This is a genomic window from Bradyrhizobium sp. CB82 (genome assembly GCF_029714405.1).
GTDB lineage: Bacteria > Pseudomonadota > Alphaproteobacteria > Rhizobiales > Xanthobacteraceae > Bradyrhizobium.
In genome coordinates this window covers 6,920,656-6,941,717 of record NZ_CP121650.1, presented here as the reverse complement: position 1 = coordinate 6,941,717, position 21,062 = coordinate 6,920,656, and the positions used below count along the sequence as shown (strand labels likewise).

Here is a 21,062-nt window from a genome sequence, read left to right as displayed (position 1 = left end):
GGATTTGTCCTCCGAGTTGATCGACACGTGTTCAACGCTAGCAAGCCGTCATGACACGCCGATCACGGAAGGAGAGCACGCTGCCGCGCTGTCGATTGTCGGGAGAACGTTGTCGCGGTCGGAGGACCGCAACCAATCAGGGCTTGCCGGGCAACAACTCGGTCAGCGAGCGGATGATGCGGTCGGGCTTGATCGGAGATCCCGCCGGTAGGCCCTCGCCATGCACGTCCATCCAGATCGCGTAGATGCCGAGGCGCTGCGGCGTCACGACTTCCCATTCCAGATTGTCGCCGATCATCCAGGTATCCCCGGCGGTGACGCCGAGCGCGTCCATTGCATGCAGATAGGCGCGCTCCTCGGGCTTGCCGAAACCGTGCTCGCCTTCGATCTGGATGTGGTCGAAGCGATGGGTCAGCTCGAAACGCTCGACCTTGGCCCGCTGCATGTCGGCAGCCCCATTGGTCACCAGCGCGAGCTTGACGCCAAGCGCCTTCAGCCGGTCGATCGCCTCATGCGCGCCGGGGAAGACGAACATCTCTTCCTCCCGATAGCTGGTGAAGCGGTCGGCGAGGCGAATGGCGAGATCGTCGGGCAGAGCGCGGTGCCCGCTTGCGGCGAGCGCTGCGAAGCCGCCTTTCACGGTCAGGCGCCGGGCTTCGCCGAGCTTGAGCCGCCAGGCGGCTTCCGCATTGGCCCAGAAGTTCCGCGCAAACGTCAGAACGGCTGCGGCGACCTGCTCCGGCGGCAGCGGGGCAAGCTCGGCCGCGAATTCGGTGGCAATCGTGTTCCAGGCGATCTCGGGACGACCGTAGGCTGACAGGATCGTGTCATCCATGTCGATCAGCATGGCGCGCGGGAGAGGCTGTACGGTCATGGCCATTTCACCTCCGGTGGAAGCGACGACAGGATCGAATCCACATTGCCGCCGGTCTTGAGCCCGAAGATGGTGCCGCGGTCGTAGAGCAGGTTGAACTCGACATAGCGCCCACGGCGGATCAACTGCTCCTCGCGGTCTTCCGCCGTCCAGGCCTCGGCAAAGTTGCGCCGCACGAGCTCCGGATAGATCTTCAGGAAGGCGCGGCCGACGTCCTGGGTGAAGGCGAGATCGGCTTCCCAATCGCCGCTGTCATGCCAGTCGTAGAAGATGCCGCCGATGCCGCGGGCCTCCTTTCGGTGCGGCAGATAGAAGTACTCATCGCACCATTTCTTGTACTTGTCGTAGTCGGCGACACCGTTCGGCCCGGTGCAGGCTTCCTGCATCGCGGCGTGGAAGGCGATACTGTCCGGATCCTCCTGCGTGCGCCGCCGCTCGAGTACCGGCGTCAAGTCGGCGCCGCCGCCGAACCATGCCTTGGAGGTGACGACAAAGCGCGTGTTCATGTGCACGGCGGGCACGTTCGGATTGCGCATGTGCGCGATCAGCGAGATGCCCGACGCCCAGAACCGCGGATCGTCCGCCGCGCCGGGGATCTGCGCGCGAAACTCGGGCGCGAACTCGCCATGCACGGTCGAGCAGTGCACGCCGACCTTCTCGAACAGGCGACCGTACATCATCGACATCACGCCGCCGCCGCCGGGCGCGCCGGAGTGATCGGTGCGCTGCCAAGGCGTGCGCACGAAACGGCCGGCCGCACCGGGATAGAGCTCTTGCGGCGCGTCATCTTCGAGCCGCTCGAAGCTTGTGCAGATGTCGTCGCGCAAGGATTCGAACCAGGCGCGCGCGCGTGCCTTGCGGTCTTCGATCATCGAAACGTCCATCTGCATTCCCGTCGCCAACCAAGCGGAGCGTCGTCTACGGTGGGCAAGGCGCTGTTGCGCCGAGCCCACCATCTTGCCCGCCTTACGAAGTCTAACTCTGCGGACCGTAATAGGTGCAGCTCTCGTTGCAACTGTCGCGATGGATACTGACGCGGGTCAGCCCGCCGAGATGCGCAAGGCGCTCCCAGACGAAGCGCGAGAGGTTTTCCAGTGTCGGGGTGCCCAGCGCCTCGATCTTGTTGAGAAACTTGTGGTCGAGCGTCAGTCGCACGTCCTCGATCGCGCGTTGGAGGAGGCCGAGATCGACCACCATTCCGGTCACGGGATCGGGCGTGCCGCGCAAGCTCACCTCGGCGCGGAAGGAGTGGCCGTGAATCTCTTCGCTCGCCGCGCCAAAGGTCGTACCCGACAGCGTATGCGCCGCTTCGAAGCGGAATGATTTCGTCAATTCCCACATCTTGTGAACGTCAGTCCTATCTGATGCCGAGCGTCTTGTGTGTTTGCACGCTGAGCCGCCATTGCGGGTGGCGCAGGCAATAGTCGATGGCGCGCGCGGTGTTTTCGGCCACCTCGGGCCCGTCCATCGGTTGCAGCGAGAACCGCTCGAAGGCGAGGCCTTCGAAAGCTTCCGGCAGCGCCTGCGCTTGCGGATAGACCAGCTTCAGCTCGTGCCCGCGCCGCAGCACGAGATCGCTTCCCGCTTTCGGACTGACGCAGATCCAGTCGAGGCCTTCCGGCGGGAGAATCGTGCCGTTGGTTTCGACCCCGATCTCGAAGCCGCTGCCGTGTAGCGCATCGACCAGCGGGGCGTCTACCTGCAAGAGCGGCTCGCCGCCGGTCAGCACGACATAACGGCTGCCTTGATGTTTTTCTTGGGTTCCCGTCCATTGCGCGGCGATCGTCGCCGCAAGGTCCTCCGCTGTGGCGTAGCGTCCGCCCAGCGTGCCATCGGTGCCGACGAAATCCGTGTCGCAGAACTGGCAGATCGCACCGGCGCGGTCCGCCTCGCGGCCGCTCCAGAGGTTGCAGCCGGCAAAACGGCAGAACACCGCCGCGCGCCCGGCATGGGCGCCTTCGCCTTGCAGGGTCAGGAAGATTTCCTTGACCGCGTAACTCACCATGTTCTCCTTAAAGCTCTAGATCTGCGGATTGCGGACCTGCCGCAACGCTTCGCCTGCGGCCATCGCCGCGGTCATCGCCACATTGAGCGAGCGCAGCCCCGGCTTGATCGGGATGACGAGCCGCGCATCCGCGGCCGCGACCACCTCGTCGGTGACCCCTGCGCTCTCGCGCCCGAGCAGCAGGATGTCCGACGGCTGGTAGCGAAAATCAAGATAGTTGGTCGCACCCTTGGTGGTGAACAGCAGCAGCCGGTACCCTCGTTCCGTGCGCCAGGCCTGAAATTTCGACCAGGAGTCGTGACGGGTCACGCTGACCTGGTCCAGATAGTCCATTCCAGCCCGGCGGAACAAGCGGTCGGAGACGGGAAAACCCGCCGGCTCGATGATATGGGCGGCCATGTCCAGACAGGCGCAGAGCCGAAGAATGGTGCCGGTGTTCTGGGGGATGTCGGGCTGGAAAAGCGCTATCTGCATGGGGCTGCGACGGGGTTGGTGCGGGCCGGAAATGTCTCAATAAAACACCGCTGGCCGCGGAATTCGTGCATTGCACGCTTCCGCGCCGATAGCGGGCTTGCGCTCGCCCGGCAAGGGTGCCAATAGAACGATTCTGGACTGCTGTTTCGCTCGTTTTGGCGCGGATCAAGCAAAGTTCTGCCGCCGCGGGGGCCGCGGGCGCCGGCAGCCTGTTCTGGGGACCTTTGGGCGCCCCCTGGGGCGGTTCCGCCGGTCGCATAAGAAGAAAGGGTTGGAATCGTGACGACAGCGTCTTCGGCGGACCATCCGACACGCCGTGATTTCCTTTTCGTTGCAACGGGGGCAGCAGCGGCAGTGGGCGGCGTTGCGACGCTCTGGCCGTTCATTTCCCAGATGAATCCGGATGCCTCGACGATCGCCGCCGGCGCTCCGATCGAGGTGGATCTGACTCCGGTCGCCGAGGGCCAGGACATCAAGGTGTTCTGGCGCGGCAAGCCGATCTACATCAGCCACCGCACCAAGAAGCAGGTCGAGGAGGCGCGCGCGGTCAACGTCGCGAGCCTGCCCGATCCGCAGTCCGACGAGGCTCGGGTCAAGGCCGGGCACGAGCAGTGGCTGGTCGTGATCGGCATCTGCACCCATCTTGGCTGCATCCCGATCGCGCATGAGGGCAATTACGACGGCTTCTTCTGCCCCTGCCACGGCTCGCAGTACGATTCCTCGGGGCGTATTCGCCAGGGGCCCGCACCCGCAAACCTGCCGGTGCCGCCCTACCAGTTCGTCTCCGACACCAAAATCCAGATCGGCTGAGCTTCGGACCCCGCGTCCGAAGCTCCGAGCCGTCGCGTTGTTTATTTCCTCAGGATCGCATCATGAGCGGACCCTCCGACTATCAGCCGAGCAATCCAGCCCTGAAATGGATCGAGCGGCGGCTGCCGATCTTTGGTCTTATGCACTCCTCGTTCGTCGCCTATCCGACGCCGCGTAATCTGAACTACTGGTGGACCTTCGGCGCCATCCTGTCTTTCATGCTCGGGATCCAGATTCTCACCGGCGTCATCCTGGCGATGCACTACACGCCGTACGCTGATCTGGCCTTCAAGTCGGTCGAACTGATCGTGCGCGACGTCAATTATGGCTGGCTGCTGCGCAACATGCATGCTGTCGGCGCGTCGATGTTCTTCTTCGCCGTCTACGTTCACATGTTCCGCGGCCTTTATTACGGGTCGTACAAGGAGCCACGCGAGGTGCTGTGGATCCTCGGCGTCATCATCTACCTCCTGATGATGGCGACCGGCTTCATGGGCTACGTGTTGCCGTGGGGCCAGATGAGCTTCTGGGGCGCCACCGTCATCACCAACCTGTTCTCGGCCATTCCCTATGTCGGCGAGAGCATTGTGACACTGCTGTGGGGTGGCTATTCCGTCGGTAACCCGACGCTGAACCGCTTCTTCTCGCTGCACTACCTCTTGCCGTTCCTGATTGCCGGTGTTGTCGTGCTGCACGTCTGGGCGCTGCATGTTGCCGGCCAGAACAATCCGGACGGCGTCGAAGCCAAGACGGAAAAGGACACGGTGCCGTTCACGCCGCACGCGACGATCAAGGACCTGTTCGGCGTGTCCTGCTTCCTGCTCCTCTATGCTTGGTTCATCTTCTACATGCCGAACTATCTCGGGGATGCGGACAACTACATCCCGGCCAATCCGGGCGTGACCCCGCCGCACATCGTGCCCGAATGGTACTATCTGCCGTTCTACGCGATCCTGCGCTCGATCCCGAACAAGCTCGCCGGCGTCATCGCGATGTTCTCTGCGATCATTGTGCTGGCATTCCTTCCGTGGCTCGACAGCGCCAAGACCCGGTCCACCAAGTATCGCCCGCTCGCCAAGCAGTTCTTCTGGATCTTCGTTGTGGTCTGCATCCTGCTCGGCTATCTCGGCGCGCAGCCGCCGGAGGGCATCTACGTGATCGCCGGCCGTGTTCTGACGGTCTGCTACTTCGCCTACTTCCTGATCGTGCTGCCGCTGCTCTCCCGGGTCGAGACGCCGCGCCCGGTGCCGAACTCGATCGCGGCCGCGGTGCTGGCCAAGGGCGGCAAGGTCGCTGCCTCCGTCATGGTCGCGCTGGTCGCTGCCGGCGCGCTGTTTGCCGGCACGTTGCAGGACGCGCGCGCGGCCGAAGGCAGCGACAAGCCGCCGGGCATCAAGTGGTCGTTCGCCGGTCCCTTCGGCAAGTTCGACCGCGGTGCGCTTCAACGTGGCCTGAAGGTCTATAAGGAAGTCTGCTCCAACTGCCACGGCCTGTCCTATGTCGCCTTCCGCAACCTCGCGGAAGCCGGCGGCCCGGGCTATTCCGTCGCGCAAGCGTCGGCGTTTGCCTCCGAGTACAAGATCAAGGACGGTCCGAACGACCAGGGCGAGATGTTCGAGCGCCCCGGCCGCCCGGCGGACTACTTCCCATCGCCCTTCCCGAACGAGCAGGCGGCTCGCGCGGCGAACGGCGGAGCGGCGCCGCCCGACCTGTCGCTGATCACCAAGGCGCGGTCCTACGAGCGCGGCTTCCCATGGTTCATCTTCGACTTCTTTACCCAGTACCAGGAGCAGGGTCCGGACTACGTCGCGGCGGTCTTGCAGGGCTTTGAGGACAAGGTGCCGGAAGGCGTGACCATTCCGGAGGGCTCGTACTTCAACAAGTACTTCCCTGGCCACGCCATCAAGATGCCCAAGCCCCTGAGCGACGGCCAGGTCGCCTATGACGACGGCTCGCCGACCACTGTCGCGCAATACGCCAAGGACGTGACCACGTTCCTGATGTGGACCGCGGAGCCGCACATGGAGGCCCGCAAGCAGCTCGGCTTCCAGGTATTCGTGTTCCTGATCATCTTCGCAGGCATGATGTACTTCACCAAGAAGAAGGTCTGGGCCGACGCGCACTGAGCGGCCGAACGGCGAGTGAAATAGAAAAGCCCCTGCAAGGGGGCTTTTTTGTTGGGCGCATGCGTGTCCCGGGCGCGGCGCAGCGTGCAACGGTGCGCCGCAGAACCGGGACCCAGCCTGCTCGCGGCTGGGCTCCGGGATCAGCAGTGCATCACGCCGCAAAGACGCGGCGCGCGGCACAGCATCCGGGCACGAGAGTTTGTATGGGACCGCGATTGCCTATCGCTCGCGCAGCGGCCAGAATACCGTCAACCGCCCCAGAAATTCGTCGGAGGAAAGCATGGGCACCATGATCACCTTCAAGCGTCCGGACGGCAAGGATGCGTCGGGCTATCTCGCCAATGCCGCGCGCGGAAACGCACCTGGCGTGGTCGTGATCCAGGAATGGTGGGGCCTGTCGGACCAGATCAAGGGCCTGTGCGACCGCTTTGCGCTCGCCGGCTTCGATGCGCTCGCGCCCGACCTCTACAAGGGCAAGGTGGTGCCCTATCACGACACCGATGCAGCCAATCGCGAGATGAACTCGCTCGACTTCATGGACTTGACCACGCAGACCGTGCGCGGCGCCGCGCAATATCTGGCACGCAACAGCGCCAAGGTCGGCCTGACCGGCTTCTGCCTCGGCGGTGCGGTTACCATCATCGGCGCCACCAAGATCCCGGAGCTTGCGGCCGGCGTCGTGTTCTATGGCATCCCGCCGGAGCAGGCGGCCAAGCCCGCCGACGTCGAAATCCCGCTTCAGGCGCATTTCGCCAACAAGGACGATTGGTGCACGCCTGAGGTGGTCGATGCCTTCGAGAAGGGCATGAAGACGGCCGGCAAGTCGCTGGAGCTGTTCCGGTACGATGCCGAGCACGCCTTCGTCAACGAGCAGCGCCAGGCCGTGCACGACCGCGAAGCCGCCGAGCTCGCCTGGGGCCGCGCGACGGAGTTCTTCAAGAAGCATCTGGGATGAACGCGGCGGTGCGCTTCTGCGACACAGGGGAGGCCGCCCCGACGTCGGGCGGCCGCGTTGGCGCGGTTCAGCAAGCTGCCGTGTCCTTCGTCAACAATGTGGCGCCGAGCATCCCATATGAAAGCCTTCCTGATCGCATCATTGTTCGTGACCGCCCTTGCGGCGCCCTGTTGGGCCAAGGATCCAGTGTGTAACGGACCGGAATTTCAGGCCTTCCGCAACGACTTCGAAGGCGCGGCGAATGCGAACGACAAGAACCGCATCGTCAAGCTGATCTCATTCCCCGTCGAGTTCTGGTCGGGGGAAGGCAAGCACGACGTTCAGAGCGGCCCGGTCAAGAGCGAGGCCGAATTCCTGCAACGCTTCGACACGTTGTTCACGCCCTTCATGCGCAAGCATCTGCACACCGCAAAACTCCTGTCGTTGCCCGAAGGCCACTGCGCGCTGACCTGGCACGACACGAATTCCGAATTCACGTTCGAATTCCGCTATGTCCCTGACAACGGATTTCGGGCGATCGGATATGAGGTCGGGGCGTATTGATCCATAGCCAGGATATACCGCAGCTCCATCCTGGCTATGGCACGTGGATGGCATCTTGACGCCGCCGCCGCGCCATGGTGTGTAGTTCCCCATGAGCACCGTCGTCCGCCCATCCCGTCGTTGGTGGCGCACCTCCTGAAGAGGTGGCCGGTGCGATTTCTTTTCCCTAAATCGTCGAAGGTCGCCAACGCAGTGCGGCGGCCTGATCGTTTGTCCTGTGTGGCGTTCCCTCGGCAAGTCTCGTAAGAGGAGCCCAAGAGGATCACATGAACAGGACAGTCTTTGCCCTCCCGGCCAGAAGCGACTTTGTGACCCGCGCGGGTCTCGCGATCACGCGCGTGGCGGAGCAGTTTAGCGGCGGCGCCAGCAGGCTCGACGATCTCGTCAGCCTGCTCGACCGCCGCCGCGGCGTGGTGCTGTCGTCGGGCACCACCGTGCCCGGCCGCTACGAGAGTTTCGACCTTGGCTTCTCCGATCCGCCGCTCATGCTGGAAACCGTCGGCGTCAATTTCAAGCTCGAAGCGCTGAACCAGCGCGGGCAGGTGCTGATCACCTTCCTGGCCGACGTCCTGCGCGAGCCCTGCGTGGTGATCTCCGAGAAGACGGCCTCGTACCTTGCCGGCCACATCATCCGCGGCGATGCGCCGGTCGAGGAAGATCAGCGCACCCGGCGTGCCAGCGTGATGTCGCTGGTGCGCGATCTCGTCGCCGCCTTTTCCGCCAATGACGACGGGCTGCTCGGCCTGTTCGGGGCCTTCGCCTATGACCTCGTGTTCCAGATCGAGGACCTCGTACAGAAGCGCGCGCGCGAAAAGGACCAGCGGGACATCGTGCTCTATGTGCCCGATCGCCTGCTCGCCTATGACCGCGCCACCGGCCGCGGCGTGGTGCTGAGCTACGACTTCACCTGGGAGGGCCGGTCGACCGAGGGCCTGCCGCGCGAGACCGCGGACAGCCCGTACCTCAAGACGCCGCGGCAGGGCTTTGCCGATCACGCGCCCGGCGAATATCAGTCCACAGTGGAGACCGCGCGCGCCGCCTTTGCCCGCGGCGATCTCTTCGAAGCCGTGCCGGGGCAGCTGTTCGCCGAGCCCTGCGAGCGTTCGCCGGCAGAAGTGTTCCAGCGTCTCTGCGTCATCAACCCGTCGCCCTACGGCGCGCTGATGAACCTTGGCGAGGGCGAATTCCTGGTGTCGGCCTCGCCGGAGATGTTCGTGCGTTCCGACGGCCGTCGCGTCGAGACCTGCCCGATCTCGGGCACGATCGCACGCGGCACGGATGCGATCGGCGATGCCGAGCAGATCCGCCAGCTCCTGAACTCGGAGAAGGACGAGTTCGAGCTCAACATGTGCACCGACGTCGATCGCAACGACAAGGCGCGCGTCTGCGTTCCCGGCACCATCAAGGTGCTGGCGCGGCGGCAGATCGAGACCTACTCGAAGCTCTTCCACACCGTCGATCACGTCGAAGGCATGTTGCGTCCCGGCTTCGACGCGCTCGACGCGTTCCTCACCCATGCCTGGGCCGTCACCGTCACCGGCGCGCCAAAGCTCTGGGCGATGCAGTTCGTCGAGGATCACGAGCGCTCGCCGCGCCGCTGGTATGCGGGCGCGATCGGGGCGGTGAATTTCGACGGCAGCATCAACACTGGCCTGACCATCCGCACCATCCGCATGAAGGACGGGCTCGCCGAGGTTCGCGTCGGCGCGACCTGCCTGTTCGACTCCGATCCGGCCGCGGAAGACCGCGAGTGCCAGGTGAAGGCGGCGGCGCTGTTCCAGGCGCTGCGCGGCGATCCGCCGAAGCCGCTGTCGACCTTCGCGCCCGATGCGACCGGCTCGGGCAAGCACGTGCTGCTGATCGACCACGACGACAGTTTCGTGCACATGCTCGCCGACTACTTCCGCCAGGTCGGCGCCAGCGTCACCGTGGTCCGCTATGTGCATGCGCTTGACATGCTCAAGCAGAGGACGTGGGATTTGCTGGTGCTGTCGCCCGGACCGGGCCGTCCCGAAGACTTCGGGATCAAAAAGACCATCGACGCGGCGCTTGCGAAGAAGCTGCCGGTGTTTGGCGTCTGCCTCGGCGTGCAGGCGATCGGCGAATATTTTGGCGGTGAGCTCGGGCAACTGACGCATCCCGCCCATGGCCGGCCGTCGCGGGTGCAGGTGCGGGGCGGGCGCCTGATGCGCAATCTGCCGAACGAGATCGTGATCGGCCGCTACCATTCGCTGTATGTTGAACGGGGCAGCATGCCGGATGTTCTATCCGTGACGGCGAGCACCGAGGACGGCGTCGCCATGGCGCTCGAGCACAAGACGCTGCCCGTCGCCGGCGTGCAGTTCCACCCGGAGTCGCTGATGTCGCTCGGTGGCGAGGTGGGTTTACGAATTGTCGAGAACGCATTCCGGCTGGATGCGGGCGTCGATTGAGAGGCACCAATGACCTTTGACCACGATCTGAAGGCGAGCGTTCGCACCATCCCGGACTATCCGAAGCCCGGGATCATGTTCCGCGACATCACGACCCTGCTCGCGGATGCGCGCGGCTTCCGCCGCGCGGTCGACGAGCTCGTGCATCCCTGGGCCGGCAACAAGATCGATAAGGTCGCCGGCATGGAGGCGCGCGGCTTCATCCTCGGCGGCGCGGTGGCGCACCAGCTCTCGGCCGGCTTCGTGCCGATCCGCAAGAAAGGCAAGCTGCCGCACACCACGGTGCGCATCGCCTATTCGCTGGAATACGGCATCGACGAGATGGAGATGCATGTCGACGCGGTCGCGCCCGGCGAGCGCGTCATCCTGGTCGACGACCTCATTGCCACCGGTGGCACCGCGGAGGGCGCAGTCAAGCTGCTCAGACAGATCGGCGCCAACGTGATAGCCGCCTGCTTCATCATCGACCTGCCCGAGCTCGGCGGCGCCGCCAAGCTGCGCGCCATGGACGTGCCGGTGCGCACGCTGATGACGTTCGAAGGGCATTGAGCGCTCAGATCGCCTCGGCCTTCAGCTCAGACAGCCAATGCAGCATGCGCTCCTTCAGAAGCGCATCGCGGACATAGCTCATCTCCTCCTCGTCCAGCCGCTCGCATTCGGCGAAGCTCAGGTTTGCTGCGCCATGCGCGTTCCAGGCGGCCTGAAGCGTGCGGCAGGGGTGTCCGTCCTGGCGCAGCGTGAACCAGATCCGATTGGGGACCTTCTCCAGATCCAGCGCCTGGCCGACCCAGGCTTCGCCTGTCGCCGCGCAGCGGACGACGTAGATGCCGACGGCGGTCTTGCGCTCCTTGTAGGCGGCAATCGCGGCCTTTCGGTCGATGCTCATAGGCTTGGTCTCGCGGGGCACGGTGTCGCGCGGTCATACAAGCCACCAGACGGGTGGTCAATATTACCCGGGTAAAATAAATCAGGATCGTTGCAGGATCAGGCTGAGCTCGAGCTCGCGGAAGGCGAGATAATTCCGACGGATCCATTGGTGCAGCTCGGTCGAGGAATCCTTCTCCTGGCGCAGATAGCCGGTGAAGGAGAAGCTCAGCCGGTCGATATAGGTCTTCAGGAAGCCTGGCAGCGCCGGCAGGCGGAACAGCCGGCCCCCGGCCATGGCGGGCGGCAGCTCGCCGCGCACGACATATTCGTTGTCCACGGTGATCAGATTGATCCGCGGGATCTGCTGGCGCAGCATCTCATATGCGCGGCCCGAGACGCGGTCCGTATCGGCCACGAACAGGATCATCGGCGCCACGTGGCGGCGGGCGGCTTCCTTCAACAGGCCGATCTCGTCGGTCATCTTGAAGAATTCATCGAAGGCGTGGAAGCCGAGGTCGATCACCTTGGCAAGGCCGTCATCGACGATGACGCGGTCCATGAGCTGCATCTTGCCGTAGGTATCGATGACGTCGGCCGTCTCGGTGACCTTCGGCAGATAGTCGAGCAGCGACGGCTCCTTCAGATTGACGTCGAAGGCCGCGACATCGCCGTTCTTGAGCAGCAGGAATTCGGTCAGCAGGCGCGCGAGCAGCGTCTTGCCGACCTGCGGTCGGGGCGAGCAGATGATGTAGACGGGCGTGACGGCCATTAGCAGCTATATCAGGCGGGTTCGGCGCCCAATCCAGCCGCATCCACACCTCGCCCGCAACTATTTTTCGCTGCTGCGGGCGGCGGGCTTGGAGCTGACGATGTCGGTCAGCCGGATGCGGTCGAATTCGCTCCAGACATTGGCGAGCCAATGCCGGACATAGCCGCGCAGCACGAAGGAATAGTTCGCGGCCTCGTCGTTCATCCCCTTGTTGGCGACGAACTTCAGGAACGGAACGGACGAGACCTCGACCTGCTCATAGGCCATTTCGTTGAGCTTGGGGATCGTGAGTTCGGTTGCGTCCTTGATGCGGTGAAAGTAGGAGTTGTAGGTCGACTGGTCCCACTGGAAGAACTGGGTGTCGTTGATGAAGTTCTTCACCAGGAAGTATTTGGCGCCGGCCATGAAACCCGCAGTCTCGGCGATCTCGTCGAGCGAGGCGATCGACGGCCCCAGGATGTGGAACACCGCGAAGGTGATTTGGCCGGCCTTGGCGGCGTCGAGGAAACCGATGTCGCGCAGCGAGGCGAGTGCCGGCGATAGCAGGCCGGCGCGGACGTCGATCACGGTCACCGACGGGCTCGCCGCATTGAGCGTGTCGAAGATCTTCATCTGGTCGGCCGTCGTCATCATGTCGACGATCTCGGTGATCTCCGGGTGAAAGCGCTTTAGCGTTCCGCGCGGGGATTCCGTGTCGAAGGCGCGCGTCGGCACGTTGTTGGCGGAAAAATAATCGAGCAAGGTGCGCGAGACCGTGGTCTTGCCAACCCCGCCCTTGTCCGCGCCCACCACAACCACTGCCGGCTTTGCCATCGCTGTCCCCTAACGCACGCCCGCCGATTGCGTAGGTGCAATCGGCCGGGTCCCAGATCGACTTTCCCAAGTCTGCTGTTGGGCGCGAACATGGCAGAAACAAGGGAGAATTCAATTCCTCGCAGCCTCGTTGCGGCAATTCTCGCGGTTTTTCCCAATCGCAATGAAATCCCCGCAAGATCGGCCTCGCGACGGTGCAAATCGTGCGATCAATGATGGCCCCAAGGCCCCATCGGGTTGGGGACGGGGGTTCCGGACGGGCTGTGCGCGGTGCCCTGCGCGGCATCGGCCGGCTTGCCCGGATCATTCCATGGCCCGGTGGGCAGCGGCGGCGGGGCGTCCTGCTGTTCCGCCTCGGTATCAGGTTGCTTGCCTTCGTCGGTCGGCGGCTGGAGCGGGCCCGGGTCATGGCCGCCGGCAAAATCGACCAGCGCCTTGATCCGCGCGTCCACCGAGGGGTGGGTCGCGAACAGGTCGGCGAAGCCCTCGCGGGGATTGTCGACGCAGAGCTCCATCACGGCAGAGGTCGCGCCCGGCAGCTCGCCGCGGCCGTCGATCTTGCGCAGTGCCGAGATCATCGCGTCGGGGTTCTTGGTGAGCTCGACCGAGCCGGCATCGGCCAAGAATTCGCGCGAACGCGACAGCGCGAGCTTGACCACCTGCGACACCAGCCAGGCCACCACGATCAGCACGACCGCGATGATGACGACCACCACTGCGCCGCCGCCGGAGCTCTTGCTGTCGCTTGATGAGGACGATCGCGACGAGGAGGACGAACCCGAAGACAACGAGCCGCCGGAGCCCGAACTCCAGTTGAAGCTCGTGAACAGGCGGAAGAACAACTCGCCGAAGAAGCCGACCACACCGGCGATGATCACGGCGACCACCATCAGCTGCACGTCGCCGTTCCTGATGTGGGTCAGCTCGTGGCCCAGCACCGCCTCGATCTCCTGGTCGTTCAGTGCTTCCAACAGACCCGTGGTGGCGGTGATCGCGTATTGCCGCGGGTTGAGGCCGGTCGCGAACGCGTTCAGCGCCGGGCTCTCCATGATCTTCAGCTTCGGCATGGTGATGCCGCGCGAGATGCAGAGATTTTCGAGGAGATTGTAGAGCCGCGGCTCTTCCTGCCGTGTCACGTCATGGCCGCCGGTGACGGCATCGATCATCGATTGGTGGAAGAAATAGGCGATCACGATCCAGGCAACCACCGCGACGGTCGCAAAGGGGGAGGCCTTGATCAGATCGGAGAAGGCGCGGGTCAGGTAATAGGCGACGGACTGATTGCCGTTGATGACGACTTCGGCGATCAGCGCACCGGCATAGACCAGCACATAGACCAGCAGGAACAGCCCCGCGAGCAGAACCATCGAACGAAACTTGTTCGAGGCGATATGCGTGTAGAGACCATACGCGGCCATGGCGCGCTGTCCTGCCGGTCAATCGGTTCGATCAGAACTTGACCTGTGGCGTTGCCTCGACCTCGGTGCGGCTCGCGCCGAGATCGAAGAACTCCTTGCGCGTGAAGCCGAACATGCCGGCGAACAAGGCGGCGGGCATCTGCTGGATGCCGGTGTTGTATTCCTGGACCGCGTTGTTGAAGAAACGGCGGCTCGCTGCGATCTTGTTCTCGAGGTCCGAGAGCTCGCTCGCGAGCTGCTGGAAATTGGCGTTGGCCTTGAGATCGGGATAGGCCTCCGACAGCGCGATCAGCCGGCCGAGCGCGCCGGAGAGCTGGTTCTCGGCCGCGGACACCTGCGCCGGACCCTGCGCCGACATCGCCGAATTGCGCGCCTTGATGACGTCGTCGAGGGTGCCGCGCTCATGCGCGGCGTAGCCCTTCACGGTCTCGACCAGGTTCGGAATCAGGTCATGCCGCTGCTTGAGCTGCACGTCGATGTCGGCAAAGGCCTGGCCCACGCGCTGGCTCAGCGCCACCAGGCGGTTGTAGGCGCCGAAGGCGAACAGCACGAGGACGACGATGACGCCGAGAACGATCCAGCCGGTCGACATGGAGAACTCCTGAGGGGAAAGAAGGCGCGTAGCGTAAACCAAAATGACGCCGGGCGGCAGGCCGGCGAGCAAGGCGGGCAAAAGGCAAGTAAGGCTTGGTCGGGCGCGAGCCCATTCCAGTTCAAGGGAAAAGCGCCGAACGAGGTTAACTTTCGGCCATGACGGCGTCGCCCCAACGCCAGCGGCGGGCACCCGCATAAGCCGCCTTGTCGCGGCGCGGCACCTTTGCGAGCTCGACGCCCTCTTCGGTACAGAGTTTGGCGGTGATCTCGACCTTACCCACGTCCGGCTCTGCCAGCACGCGCGAAAAGCGCGCGGCAGGGGGCGCGCGGGTCAGCGCCACATAGATGAACTTCTCGTCCTCGAACGGCACCTCGGCCGCCTTGAGCTGCCGGTGCGCTCGCGAGCGCGGCAACCGCTGGGTGAAATGGCACCAGTCGGGCGCGACGAGCGGGCAGGGTTTATCGTGCGGGCAGGGGCCTGCGACATGCGCGCCCAATGCAATCAACTGCTGACGCAGCGCAAGGATGCGCGCGTACCCGGCCGGCGTGCCAGGCTCGATCACGACGAGGGCGTGCCGGGCTTTCGCCCACATGGCCTCGCCGAGCACGCGCTGGTCGTGCTCACTGAGCTCGCCAATCATGTAGCTCGCGACGACGAGATCGGCGGGCATGGCCTCCGCGAGGTTCGCGGCCGCGTCGCCCGGCAAATACCGGCAGTCAGCCAGTCGCGCGCTGTCATGCGCAAGCTCGAGTGCCAGGTTGCTCAACGTGCGGTTGGCGTCGAGCAGGGTGAAGGATTGCAGCGAAGCAAAGGCTTCCGCGGCTGCCCAGCTCGCGGTGCCCGGCCCTGCGCCGACATCGAGCAGGCTTTCCGGAGCAAGCTCCGGCGCGATCTCGGTCAGCGCATTCAGGCTGGCCGCAACGGCGGCATAGGTCGCGGGCATCCGTGCGAGCGCATAGGCCAGCGCATCGGCATCGGACTTGATGGCGCCCGAGCCACCGCCAGCGCGATAGGTCCTCGAGATCTGCGACGACCGCCGCGCAGCGTCGGTGCGGGAGAAGCCTTGCAGCTTCGCGTCAAGGGCGGCTTTCAGTTCGGCGGGGAGGGTGGGAGCGATCATCATGCGCGGTCATGCCACGCGAAGGCGGGGCATCCAGTACTCCGTGACAGCGCCGTCAACCGAGAAGTCACGGCGTACTGGATCATCCGCCTTCGCGGATGATGACGTCAATGGTTGTGGAACGTCCGCAGTCTCACGCCACGTTCTGATCGAGAATCTCCACCGCTTCCTGCAGGTTCACCGACACGAGCTGCGAGACGCCGCGCTCGGCCATGGTGACGCCGAACAGCCGGTTCATCCGCGCCATCGTGATCGGATTGTGCGTGATGATGATGAAGCGCGTGTCGGTCGAGCCGGTCATCTCGTGCAGGAGGTTGCAGTAGCGTTCGACGTTGTGGTCGTCGAGCGGCGCGTCGACCTCGTCCAGCACGCAGATCGGCGAGGGGTTGGTGAGGAACACCGCGAAGATCAGCGCCATCGCAGTCAGTGCCTGCTCGCCGCCCGAGAGCAGCGACAGCGTCTGCGGCTTCTTGCCCGGCGGCTTTGCGATGATCTCGAGACCGGCCTCGAGCGGATCGTCGCTCTCGATCAGGTGCAGGGCCGCCTCGCCGCCGCCGAACAGCTCGACGAACAGCCGCTTGAAGTGGTTGTTGACGACCTCGAACGAGGTCAGCAGCCGCTCGCGGGCCTCCTTGTTGAGGCTCTGGATCCCCTGGCGCAACCGTTTGATGGCTTCGACGAGGTCGTCGCGCTCGGTGGTGAGGCCAGTGTGCTGGGCCTCGACCTCGCGCAGCTCTTCCTCGGCGCGCAGGTTCACCGCACCGAGACGCTCGCGGTCGCGGCGCAGCTTTTCCAGATCTTCCTCGATCTCATGAAGCGGCGGCAGCTCGGCGCCGGGCTCGATCTCGGCAAGGCCTGCGACTGCCTGCGGCTCGACCTCGAGCATGTCGCGGATTTCGCGCTCGATGTCTTCGAGCCGGCGCCGTGCGCCTTCCATGCGCTCCTCGGCGCGCGCGGTCGCCTCGCGGGCGCTCGACAGTGCTTCGAGCGACAACTTTGCCACGCGATCGGTCTCTGCCATGGCCGTTTCGGCCTCAGCGAGCGCGTCGGCGGCGACGCGGCGATCGTTCTCGGCGTATTCGATCTCGTTGATCAGCGCGCTGCGCTTCTCGGCGAACACCGCGGGGGCATTCTCGAGGTCGCTGCGCTCGATCGAGACCTCGGTGATGCGGGCCTGGATGGTGTCGATGTGGGAGGCCGCGCTTGCTTTCCGGTTCTGCCATTCGGTGCGCTCGGCGAGGATCGCCTGCACGCGGCGGTCGGCGAGCTCGGCCTCGCGCGCCAGCGCCTGCGCCTCGGCACGGACCTGGGCGGCCATGCGGCGATGGCCCTCGATGTCGCTGCGCACGGCGGCGAGCCGGACTTCGGTGTCTTCGCTCGACGGCAGCTCGGAGATCGCAGCCGCTGCATATTCATGCGCGGCCTCGGCCTCGGCGCGGTCGGCGGCGAGGCGGCTGTGCGCTTCAGACAGCGCCGACTTGCGCGCGGCGTGACGGTTGATTTCGCGCTCCGCGGTGGCATGGCGCTCGCGCGCGGCGTTGAGCTCGCGCTGCGCGGCGCGCCATGCCTCTCGCGTGGCGCCTTCCGTGCTGGCGGCCATCTGCAATTCGGCTTCGGCGTTCTCCAGCGCCTGGCGCTTGACCTGCGCGTCGATGCGGGCCTGCTCCAGCTCGTTCTCGATGTCGACGAGGCGGGCGCGCTCAGCAAGACGTCGCGCAGCACCGGTCGGCGCGTGAGCCGCTGCGACAAAACCGTCCCAGCGCCAGACGTCGCCTTCGGGCGAGACCAGCCGCTGACCGGTCTTGAGCTGCGAGACGAGCTCGGCGCCGCGCTCGCGCGGCACGACGCCGATTTGCGCCAGGCGGCGCGAGAGCTCGATCGGCGCCTGCACGTGGTCGGCGAGGGCCACGACGCCCTCGGGGAGGGCCGGGTCGCCATCGGTGACGCCAGCATTGGTCCAGCGCATCGGCGCGGAGGGATCGACGGGTGCGTCGAGGTCGTCGCCGAGCGCGGCGCCGATCGCTTTTTCAAAGCCCTTGTCGACGGTGATGCCATCGATGATCGGCGGCCACAGATTCTTGGTCTCGCCGTTGACGATCTTCGAGATCGTGCGCGCCTCGGTCTCCAGCCGCTGCACGCGCTTGTCGGCCTCGTTCAGCGGCGAGCGCGAGGATTCCAGCGTCTGGCGAGCCGCGACATGCGCGGCTTCGCTCGCCTGTGCCGCGGCTTCGGACGCCGCCAGCGTCTGCTCGGCGTTCTCGACGGCAGCGGTCAGCTCGTCGAGGTCACCGAAGCCGCCGGTCTCCTCCGCAAGCTTCTGCTCTTCGGCCGAGACGTTCGCGATCTCCTGGTCGAGCCGGGCGAGGCGGTCGCGGTGGGTGCGGACATTGGCTTCCAGCTGGTTGCGCTTGGCGGTGAGGTCGGCGAGCGCGGTGGTCAGCTCGGAGAATTGCTGCTCGGCTTCGGTGAGTGTCGCCTCGGCCCCGGCCACGCGCTCGTCGACGCCGGAACGCTTCTCGACACGCGACTTGATCTCTTCCTTCAGCTCCAGATCCTCGGCATCGAGCCGCTGAAGCGCGACGTCGGCATCCATGGTCTGCTGCTGGGCGCGGGCGATGTCGCCCTCGAACTGGGTCAGCCGGCGCTCGAGCTCGGTGACGCGCTCCTTGGCACGCTCTTCCTCGCGGTCGAGCAGCTCGCGTGCATTGGTCAGCCGTTGCAGGCCGGCCGCGGCGCGCGCTTCGGCATCACGCAGCGCCGGCATCCCGGCGGCGCGGATCGCCTGGATGCGGGCAGCTTCCGCCTGGTGCTGGGTGCGCTCGGCCATCTCGCGGACGGCGAGATCATGGGTGTGGCCGGAAGCATTGACCTCGGCTTGCGCCCCGATCCAGCGCAGATGGAACAGCGTCGCCTCGGCCTTGCGCACCTTGGCCGCGACCTCGCGATAGCGCACAGCTTGGCGGGCCTGCTTCTTCAAGCCTTCCATCTGGCCGGAGAGCTGGCCGATCACGTCCTCGACGCGGGTGAGGTTGGTTTCGGCTGCCTTCAGCCGCAGCTCGGCCTCATGGCGGCGGGCGTGCAGGCCGGCGACGCCGGCGGCATCTTCCAGCACGCGGCGGCGCTGTTCGGGTTTGGCCTGAATGATCTCGCCGATCTTGCCCTGATGGACGAGGGCCGGCGAGCGCGCGCCGGTCGCGGCATCGGCGAACAGGATCTGCACGTCACGGGCGCGCACGTCGCGGCCGTTGATGCGATAGACCGAGCCCGCCTCGCGCTCGATGCGACGGGAGATTTCGAGAAGCTGGCTGTCGTTCATCGCCGCAGGCGCGGTGCGATCGGCATTGTCGATCGTCATCGTCACTTCGGCGTGGTTGCGCGCGGGGCGATTGCCGGAGCCGGCGAAGATCACCGCGTCCATGTCGGCGGCGCGCAGCGATTTGTGCGAGGTCTCGCCCATCGCCCAGCGCAGCGCTTCGACCAGATTCGACTTGCCGCAGCCGTTCGGTCCGACGACGCCGGTGAGGCCCGCTTCGATCACGAAGTCGGTGGGCTCGACGAAGGACTTGAAGCCGTGAAGGCGCAGGCGGGTAATCTTCATGAAACACGCTTCTCTGTTGGCAGGACGCGAATCTCCCTGCCGTGACAATACCATAGAAGGCAAATGTCGGTGTCTGGGCTACCGCTTCGAGCGGCTTATGCACAAGCGACAATGGCTGTGCCGGTGCTCAAGGGCAACCAGCCAGCATTGCTTTTCCCAAGGCTTTTGAGGCGCGAATCAGGATCAAAACGTGAAGATCAGCTCTTCAACAGCGGATTGATCTTCTTTGCGAATTCCTCGAACGAGGCCTCGCCCTTGATCTTCTCGCCGTTGATGAAGAAGGTCGGCGTCGAATCGACCTTCAGAACCTCGCTCGCATATTTCTGGTCGGCTGCGATCTTGTCGAGCAGCGCCTGGTCCTTCAGGCAGGCCTCGACCTGGCTCTGAGACAGGCCCGCCTGCTTGCCGATCCGCCCAAGCGTCTCGGTGGTGTTCTTCGTCACCCAGTCGACCTGCGAGCGGAACAACATGTCGGTGACGGCGAAGTATTTCGGCGCGTCGCCATTGGCGATGCAGCGCGCCAGCATCGAGCCGGCGGCGGCTTTGATGTCGAGCGGGAACTCGCGGAAGATGTAACGCACCTTGCCGGTGTCGATGTATTCCTTCTTGATCTTGGGGAACACCTGCTCGTTGAAGGCCGCGCAATGCGGACAGGTCATCGAGGCGAATTCGGTGATGGTGACGGCGGCGTTGTCGGGACCGAGCGCCATGTCGGGCAGCGACACCGGTTTGGCGACATCGGAGGCGCTCTGCGCCAGGGCTTCAGGAATCATGGCCTCGGTGATGAGCCGCAGCGGCGACAATCCGGCGGCCACGGCAAGTCCGGTCAGCGAAAGCATCGTGGTGAAGACGCGGCGGGTGATCATCAAAGGTCCAACTCCCGAATTGGCGTGAGCACGCCCAAAGTTCCCCGATCGAGCGGCCTGTCGCTAGCTTGAAACGGCAATGGAGGCAATGGCGGGCCGCAACCACGGCTCCAGATTAGCGGCGGAATGAGGCTCAATTTCGCTTGATTGCGGCGCCCAGCCGGGCCAGCGCGTCCCGCAATTGTTCATCTTCGATATTGCCGAGGGTCTCGGCCACTTTCGCAACCGCCCCGGCGTCGGGCGGGCGGGGCCGCGCCGGGCGGCCGCGGCTCGACAGGGGAGCCTGGCGGAAGGCGAGCTTGCCGACCGCATTCCAGCCGAAGAAGCGGTTGACCCGTTCCAGGATGACGTCTGCGGAGTGCTGGATCTCCAGCGCCATCGGCCCCTCGACCCGCAGCACCAGCGTCGCCGGCTCCTGCGGCTGGCCCTCCACCGGCCGTGGCCATTGCATCTTCAACGGCTCCGAATGCGCGGCGATCTCGGAGCCGGCGATCTCGCCCCACCGCGTCACCAATTCGCGCGCGGCAAACCCCTGCTTGGCATAGGCATCGGCAAAGACGTCGTTGAGCAGGATCGACAGCGGCTTCGCGCTGATGGGACCGGGTTTGGACATTTGGGCCTTATAGCATCGCTGATCCGCCGCCTGAAACTCCGTCATGGCCGGGCCGGGCCGTCCAAAGGACGGCGTCGCTTCCGCTTGCGTATGCCCGGCCGCCTCACCGCGAAGAAAGGCGTGGATGCCTGCGACGAGCGCTGGCATGACGTGGAGAGATCAGCGTTACCCAGTTACAGTATCA

The 21,062-nt window shown here is 65.0% G+C and carries 20 protein-coding genes; 6 read left to right on the top strand and 14 right to left on the bottom strand.

The window, feature by feature from the left end:
• Positions 1-136 precede the first annotated feature (136 nt).
• The 5 genes from QA640_RS33710 to QA640_RS33690 form a co-directional block, all read right to left on the bottom strand.
• A complete protein-coding gene (locus tag QA640_RS33710) occupies positions 137-880 on the bottom strand; it encodes an HAD family hydrolase (RefSeq protein ID WP_283037110.1) in 744 nt (247 codons plus the stop codon).
• On the bottom strand, positions 871-1,758 hold the full coding sequence (hemF, locus tag QA640_RS33705; RefSeq protein ID WP_283042965.1) for an oxygen-dependent coproporphyrinogen oxidase: 888 nt from the start codon (positions 1,756-1,758) through the stop codon (positions 871-873). The genes QA640_RS33710 and hemF overlap by 10 nt, the downstream gene beginning before the upstream one ends.
• Before the next feature lie 91 nt (positions 1,759-1,849).
• The gene (locus tag QA640_RS33700; protein WP_283037109.1) at positions 1,850-2,215 is read right to left on the bottom strand and encodes a 6-carboxytetrahydropterin synthase; all 366 of its coding nucleotides are present in this window, start codon (positions 2,213-2,215) and stop codon (positions 1,850-1,852) included.
• Positions 2,216-2,231: 16 nt separating this feature from the next.
• Positions 2,232-2,876, bottom strand: a complete 645-nt coding sequence (gene queE / locus QA640_RS33695) for a 7-carboxy-7-deazaguanine synthase (protein WP_283037108.1) — start codon at positions 2,874-2,876, stop codon at positions 2,232-2,234.
• 18 nt (positions 2,877-2,894) lie between these two features.
• The gene (locus tag QA640_RS33690; RefSeq protein ID WP_283037107.1) at positions 2,895-3,353 is read right to left on the bottom strand and encodes a tRNA (cytidine(34)-2'-O)-methyltransferase; all 459 of its coding nucleotides are present in this window, start codon (positions 3,351-3,353) and stop codon (positions 2,895-2,897) included.
• Between the two features lie 279 nt (positions 3,354-3,632).
• Here QA640_RS33690 and petA point away from each other — a divergent pair, with 279 nt between their 5' ends.
• The 6 genes from petA (at position 3,633) to QA640_RS33660 (ending at position 10,768) form a co-directional block, all read left to right on the top strand.
• Positions 3,633-4,163 carry a ubiquinol-cytochrome c reductase iron-sulfur subunit gene (gene petA, locus QA640_RS33685; RefSeq protein WP_283037106.1) on the top strand — a complete coding sequence of 177 codons (531 nt, stop codon included), beginning with the start codon at positions 3,633-3,635 and terminating at the stop codon, positions 4,161-4,163.
• Between the two features lie 62 nt (positions 4,164-4,225).
• The gene (fbcH, locus tag QA640_RS33680) at positions 4,226-6,289 is read left to right on the top strand and encodes a cytochrome b/c1 (RefSeq protein WP_283037105.1); all 2,064 of its coding nucleotides are present in this window, start codon (positions 4,226-4,228) and stop codon (positions 6,287-6,289) included.
• A 280-nt stretch (positions 6,290-6,569) separates the two neighbouring features.
• A complete protein-coding gene (locus QA640_RS33675; RefSeq protein WP_283037104.1) occupies positions 6,570-7,244 on the top strand; it encodes a dienelactone hydrolase family protein in 675 nt (224 codons plus the stop codon).
• Positions 7,245-7,361: 117 nt separating this feature from the next.
• Positions 7,362-7,787: a hypothetical protein gene (locus QA640_RS33670; protein WP_283037103.1), complete on the top strand. Its 426-nt coding sequence runs from the start codon at positions 7,362-7,364 to the stop codon at positions 7,785-7,787.
• A gap of 266 nt (positions 7,788-8,053) precedes the next feature.
• Positions 8,054-10,219: an anthranilate synthase component I gene (locus QA640_RS33665; RefSeq protein ID WP_283037102.1), complete on the top strand. Its 2,166-nt coding sequence runs from the start codon at positions 8,054-8,056 to the stop codon at positions 10,217-10,219.
• A 9-nt stretch (positions 10,220-10,228) separates the two neighbouring features.
• Positions 10,229-10,768, top strand: coding sequence for an adenine phosphoribosyltransferase (locus tag QA640_RS33660; RefSeq protein WP_283037101.1), 540 nt, complete (start codon positions 10,229-10,231; stop codon positions 10,766-10,768).
• 4 nt (positions 10,769-10,772) lie between these two features.
• Here the strand turns inward: QA640_RS33660 and QA640_RS33655 are convergent, their stop codons facing one another.
• The 9 genes from QA640_RS33655 to QA640_RS33615 form a co-directional block, all read right to left on the bottom strand.
• Positions 10,773-11,105, bottom strand: a complete 333-nt coding sequence (locus QA640_RS33655; protein WP_283037100.1) for a GIY-YIG nuclease family protein — start codon at positions 11,103-11,105, stop codon at positions 10,773-10,775.
• A gap of 81 nt (positions 11,106-11,186) precedes the next feature.
• Positions 11,187-11,855 carry a hypothetical protein gene (locus tag QA640_RS33650; RefSeq protein WP_283037099.1) on the bottom strand — a complete coding sequence of 223 codons (669 nt, stop codon included), beginning with the start codon at positions 11,853-11,855 and terminating at the stop codon, positions 11,187-11,189.
• A gap of 60 nt (positions 11,856-11,915) precedes the next feature.
• Positions 11,916-12,668, bottom strand: coding sequence for a hypothetical protein (locus tag QA640_RS33645; protein WP_283037098.1), 753 nt, complete (start codon positions 12,666-12,668; stop codon positions 11,916-11,918).
• Between the two features lie 209 nt (positions 12,669-12,877).
• Positions 12,878-14,086, bottom strand: coding sequence for a M48 family metallopeptidase (locus tag QA640_RS33640; RefSeq protein WP_283037097.1), 1,209 nt, complete (start codon positions 14,084-14,086; stop codon positions 12,878-12,880).
• A 31-nt stretch (positions 14,087-14,117) separates the two neighbouring features.
• Positions 14,118-14,678 (bottom strand): LemA family protein, encoded by a 561-nt coding sequence (locus QA640_RS33635; RefSeq protein WP_283037096.1) that lies wholly within the window; start codon positions 14,676-14,678, stop codon positions 14,118-14,120.
• A gap of 145 nt (positions 14,679-14,823) precedes the next feature.
• Positions 14,824-15,804, bottom strand: a complete 981-nt coding sequence (locus QA640_RS33630) for a small ribosomal subunit Rsm22 family protein (protein ID WP_283037095.1) — start codon at positions 15,802-15,804, stop codon at positions 14,824-14,826.
• A gap of 130 nt (positions 15,805-15,934) precedes the next feature.
• Positions 15,935-19,399: a chromosome segregation protein SMC gene (gene smc, locus QA640_RS33625; protein WP_283037094.1), complete on the bottom strand. Its 3,465-nt coding sequence runs from the start codon at positions 19,397-19,399 to the stop codon at positions 15,935-15,937.
• 197 nt (positions 19,400-19,596) lie between these two features.
• Positions 19,597-20,268: a DsbA family protein gene (locus QA640_RS33620; RefSeq protein ID WP_283037093.1), complete on the bottom strand. Its 672-nt coding sequence runs from the start codon at positions 20,266-20,268 to the stop codon at positions 19,597-19,599.
• A gap of 130 nt (positions 20,269-20,398) precedes the next feature.
• Entirely contained in the window at positions 20,399-20,878 is a 480-nt protein-coding gene (locus QA640_RS33615; RefSeq protein ID WP_283037092.1) for a DciA family protein, read from the bottom strand.
• Positions 20,879-21,062 lie beyond the last annotated feature (184 nt).

Bases quoted from the DNA above. Each gene is read 5' to 3' on its own strand.
- QA640_RS33670 (WP_283037103.1), top strand. From the start codon at position 7,362: ATGAAAGCCTTCCTGATCGCATCATTGTTCGTGACCGCCCTTGCGGCG.
- QA640_RS33615 (WP_283037092.1), bottom strand. From the start codon at position 20,878: ATGTCCAAACCCGGTCCCATCAGCGCGAAGCCGCTGTCGATCCTGCTC.
- smc (WP_283037094.1), bottom strand. From the start codon at position 19,399: ATGAAGATTACCCGCCTGCGCCTTCACGGCTTCAAGTCCTTCGTCGAG.
- fbcH (WP_283037105.1), top strand. From the start codon at position 4,226: ATGAGCGGACCCTCCGACTATCAGCCGAGCAATCCAGCCCTGAAATGG.
- QA640_RS33650 (WP_283037099.1), bottom strand. From the start codon at position 11,855: ATGGCCGTCACGCCCGTCTACATCATCTGCTCGCCCCGACCGCAGGTC.
- QA640_RS33635 (WP_283037096.1), bottom strand. From the start codon at position 14,678: ATGTCGACCGGCTGGATCGTTCTCGGCGTCATCGTCGTCCTCGTGCTG.
- QA640_RS33700 (WP_283037109.1), bottom strand. From the start codon at position 2,215: ATGTGGGAATTGACGAAATCATTCCGCTTCGAAGCGGCGCATACGCTG.
- QA640_RS33710 (WP_283037110.1), bottom strand. From the start codon at position 880: ATGGCCATGACCGTACAGCCTCTCCCGCGCGCCATGCTGATCGACATG.
- QA640_RS33655 (WP_283037100.1), bottom strand. From the start codon at position 11,105: ATGAGCATCGACCGAAAGGCCGCGATTGCCGCCTACAAGGAGCGCAAG.
- QA640_RS33630 (WP_283037095.1), bottom strand. From the start codon at position 15,804: ATGATGATCGCTCCCACCCTCCCCGCCGAACTGAAAGCCGCCCTTGAC.
- QA640_RS33675 (WP_283037104.1), top strand. From the start codon at position 6,570: ATGGGCACCATGATCACCTTCAAGCGTCCGGACGGCAAGGATGCGTCG.
- hemF (WP_283042965.1), bottom strand. From the start codon at position 1,758: ATGGACGTTTCGATGATCGAAGACCGCAAGGCACGCGCGCGCGCCTGG.
- QA640_RS33660 (WP_283037101.1), top strand. From the start codon at position 10,229: ATGACCTTTGACCACGATCTGAAGGCGAGCGTTCGCACCATCCCGGAC.
- QA640_RS33665 (WP_283037102.1), top strand. From the start codon at position 8,054: ATGAACAGGACAGTCTTTGCCCTCCCGGCCAGAAGCGACTTTGTGACC.
- QA640_RS33640 (WP_283037097.1), bottom strand. From the start codon at position 14,086: ATGGCCGCGTATGGTCTCTACACGCATATCGCCTCGAACAAGTTTCGT.
- QA640_RS33690 (WP_283037107.1), bottom strand. From the start codon at position 3,353: ATGCAGATAGCGCTTTTCCAGCCCGACATCCCCCAGAACACCGGCACC.
- QA640_RS33645 (WP_283037098.1), bottom strand. From the start codon at position 12,668: ATGGCAAAGCCGGCAGTGGTTGTGGTGGGCGCGGACAAGGGCGGGGTT.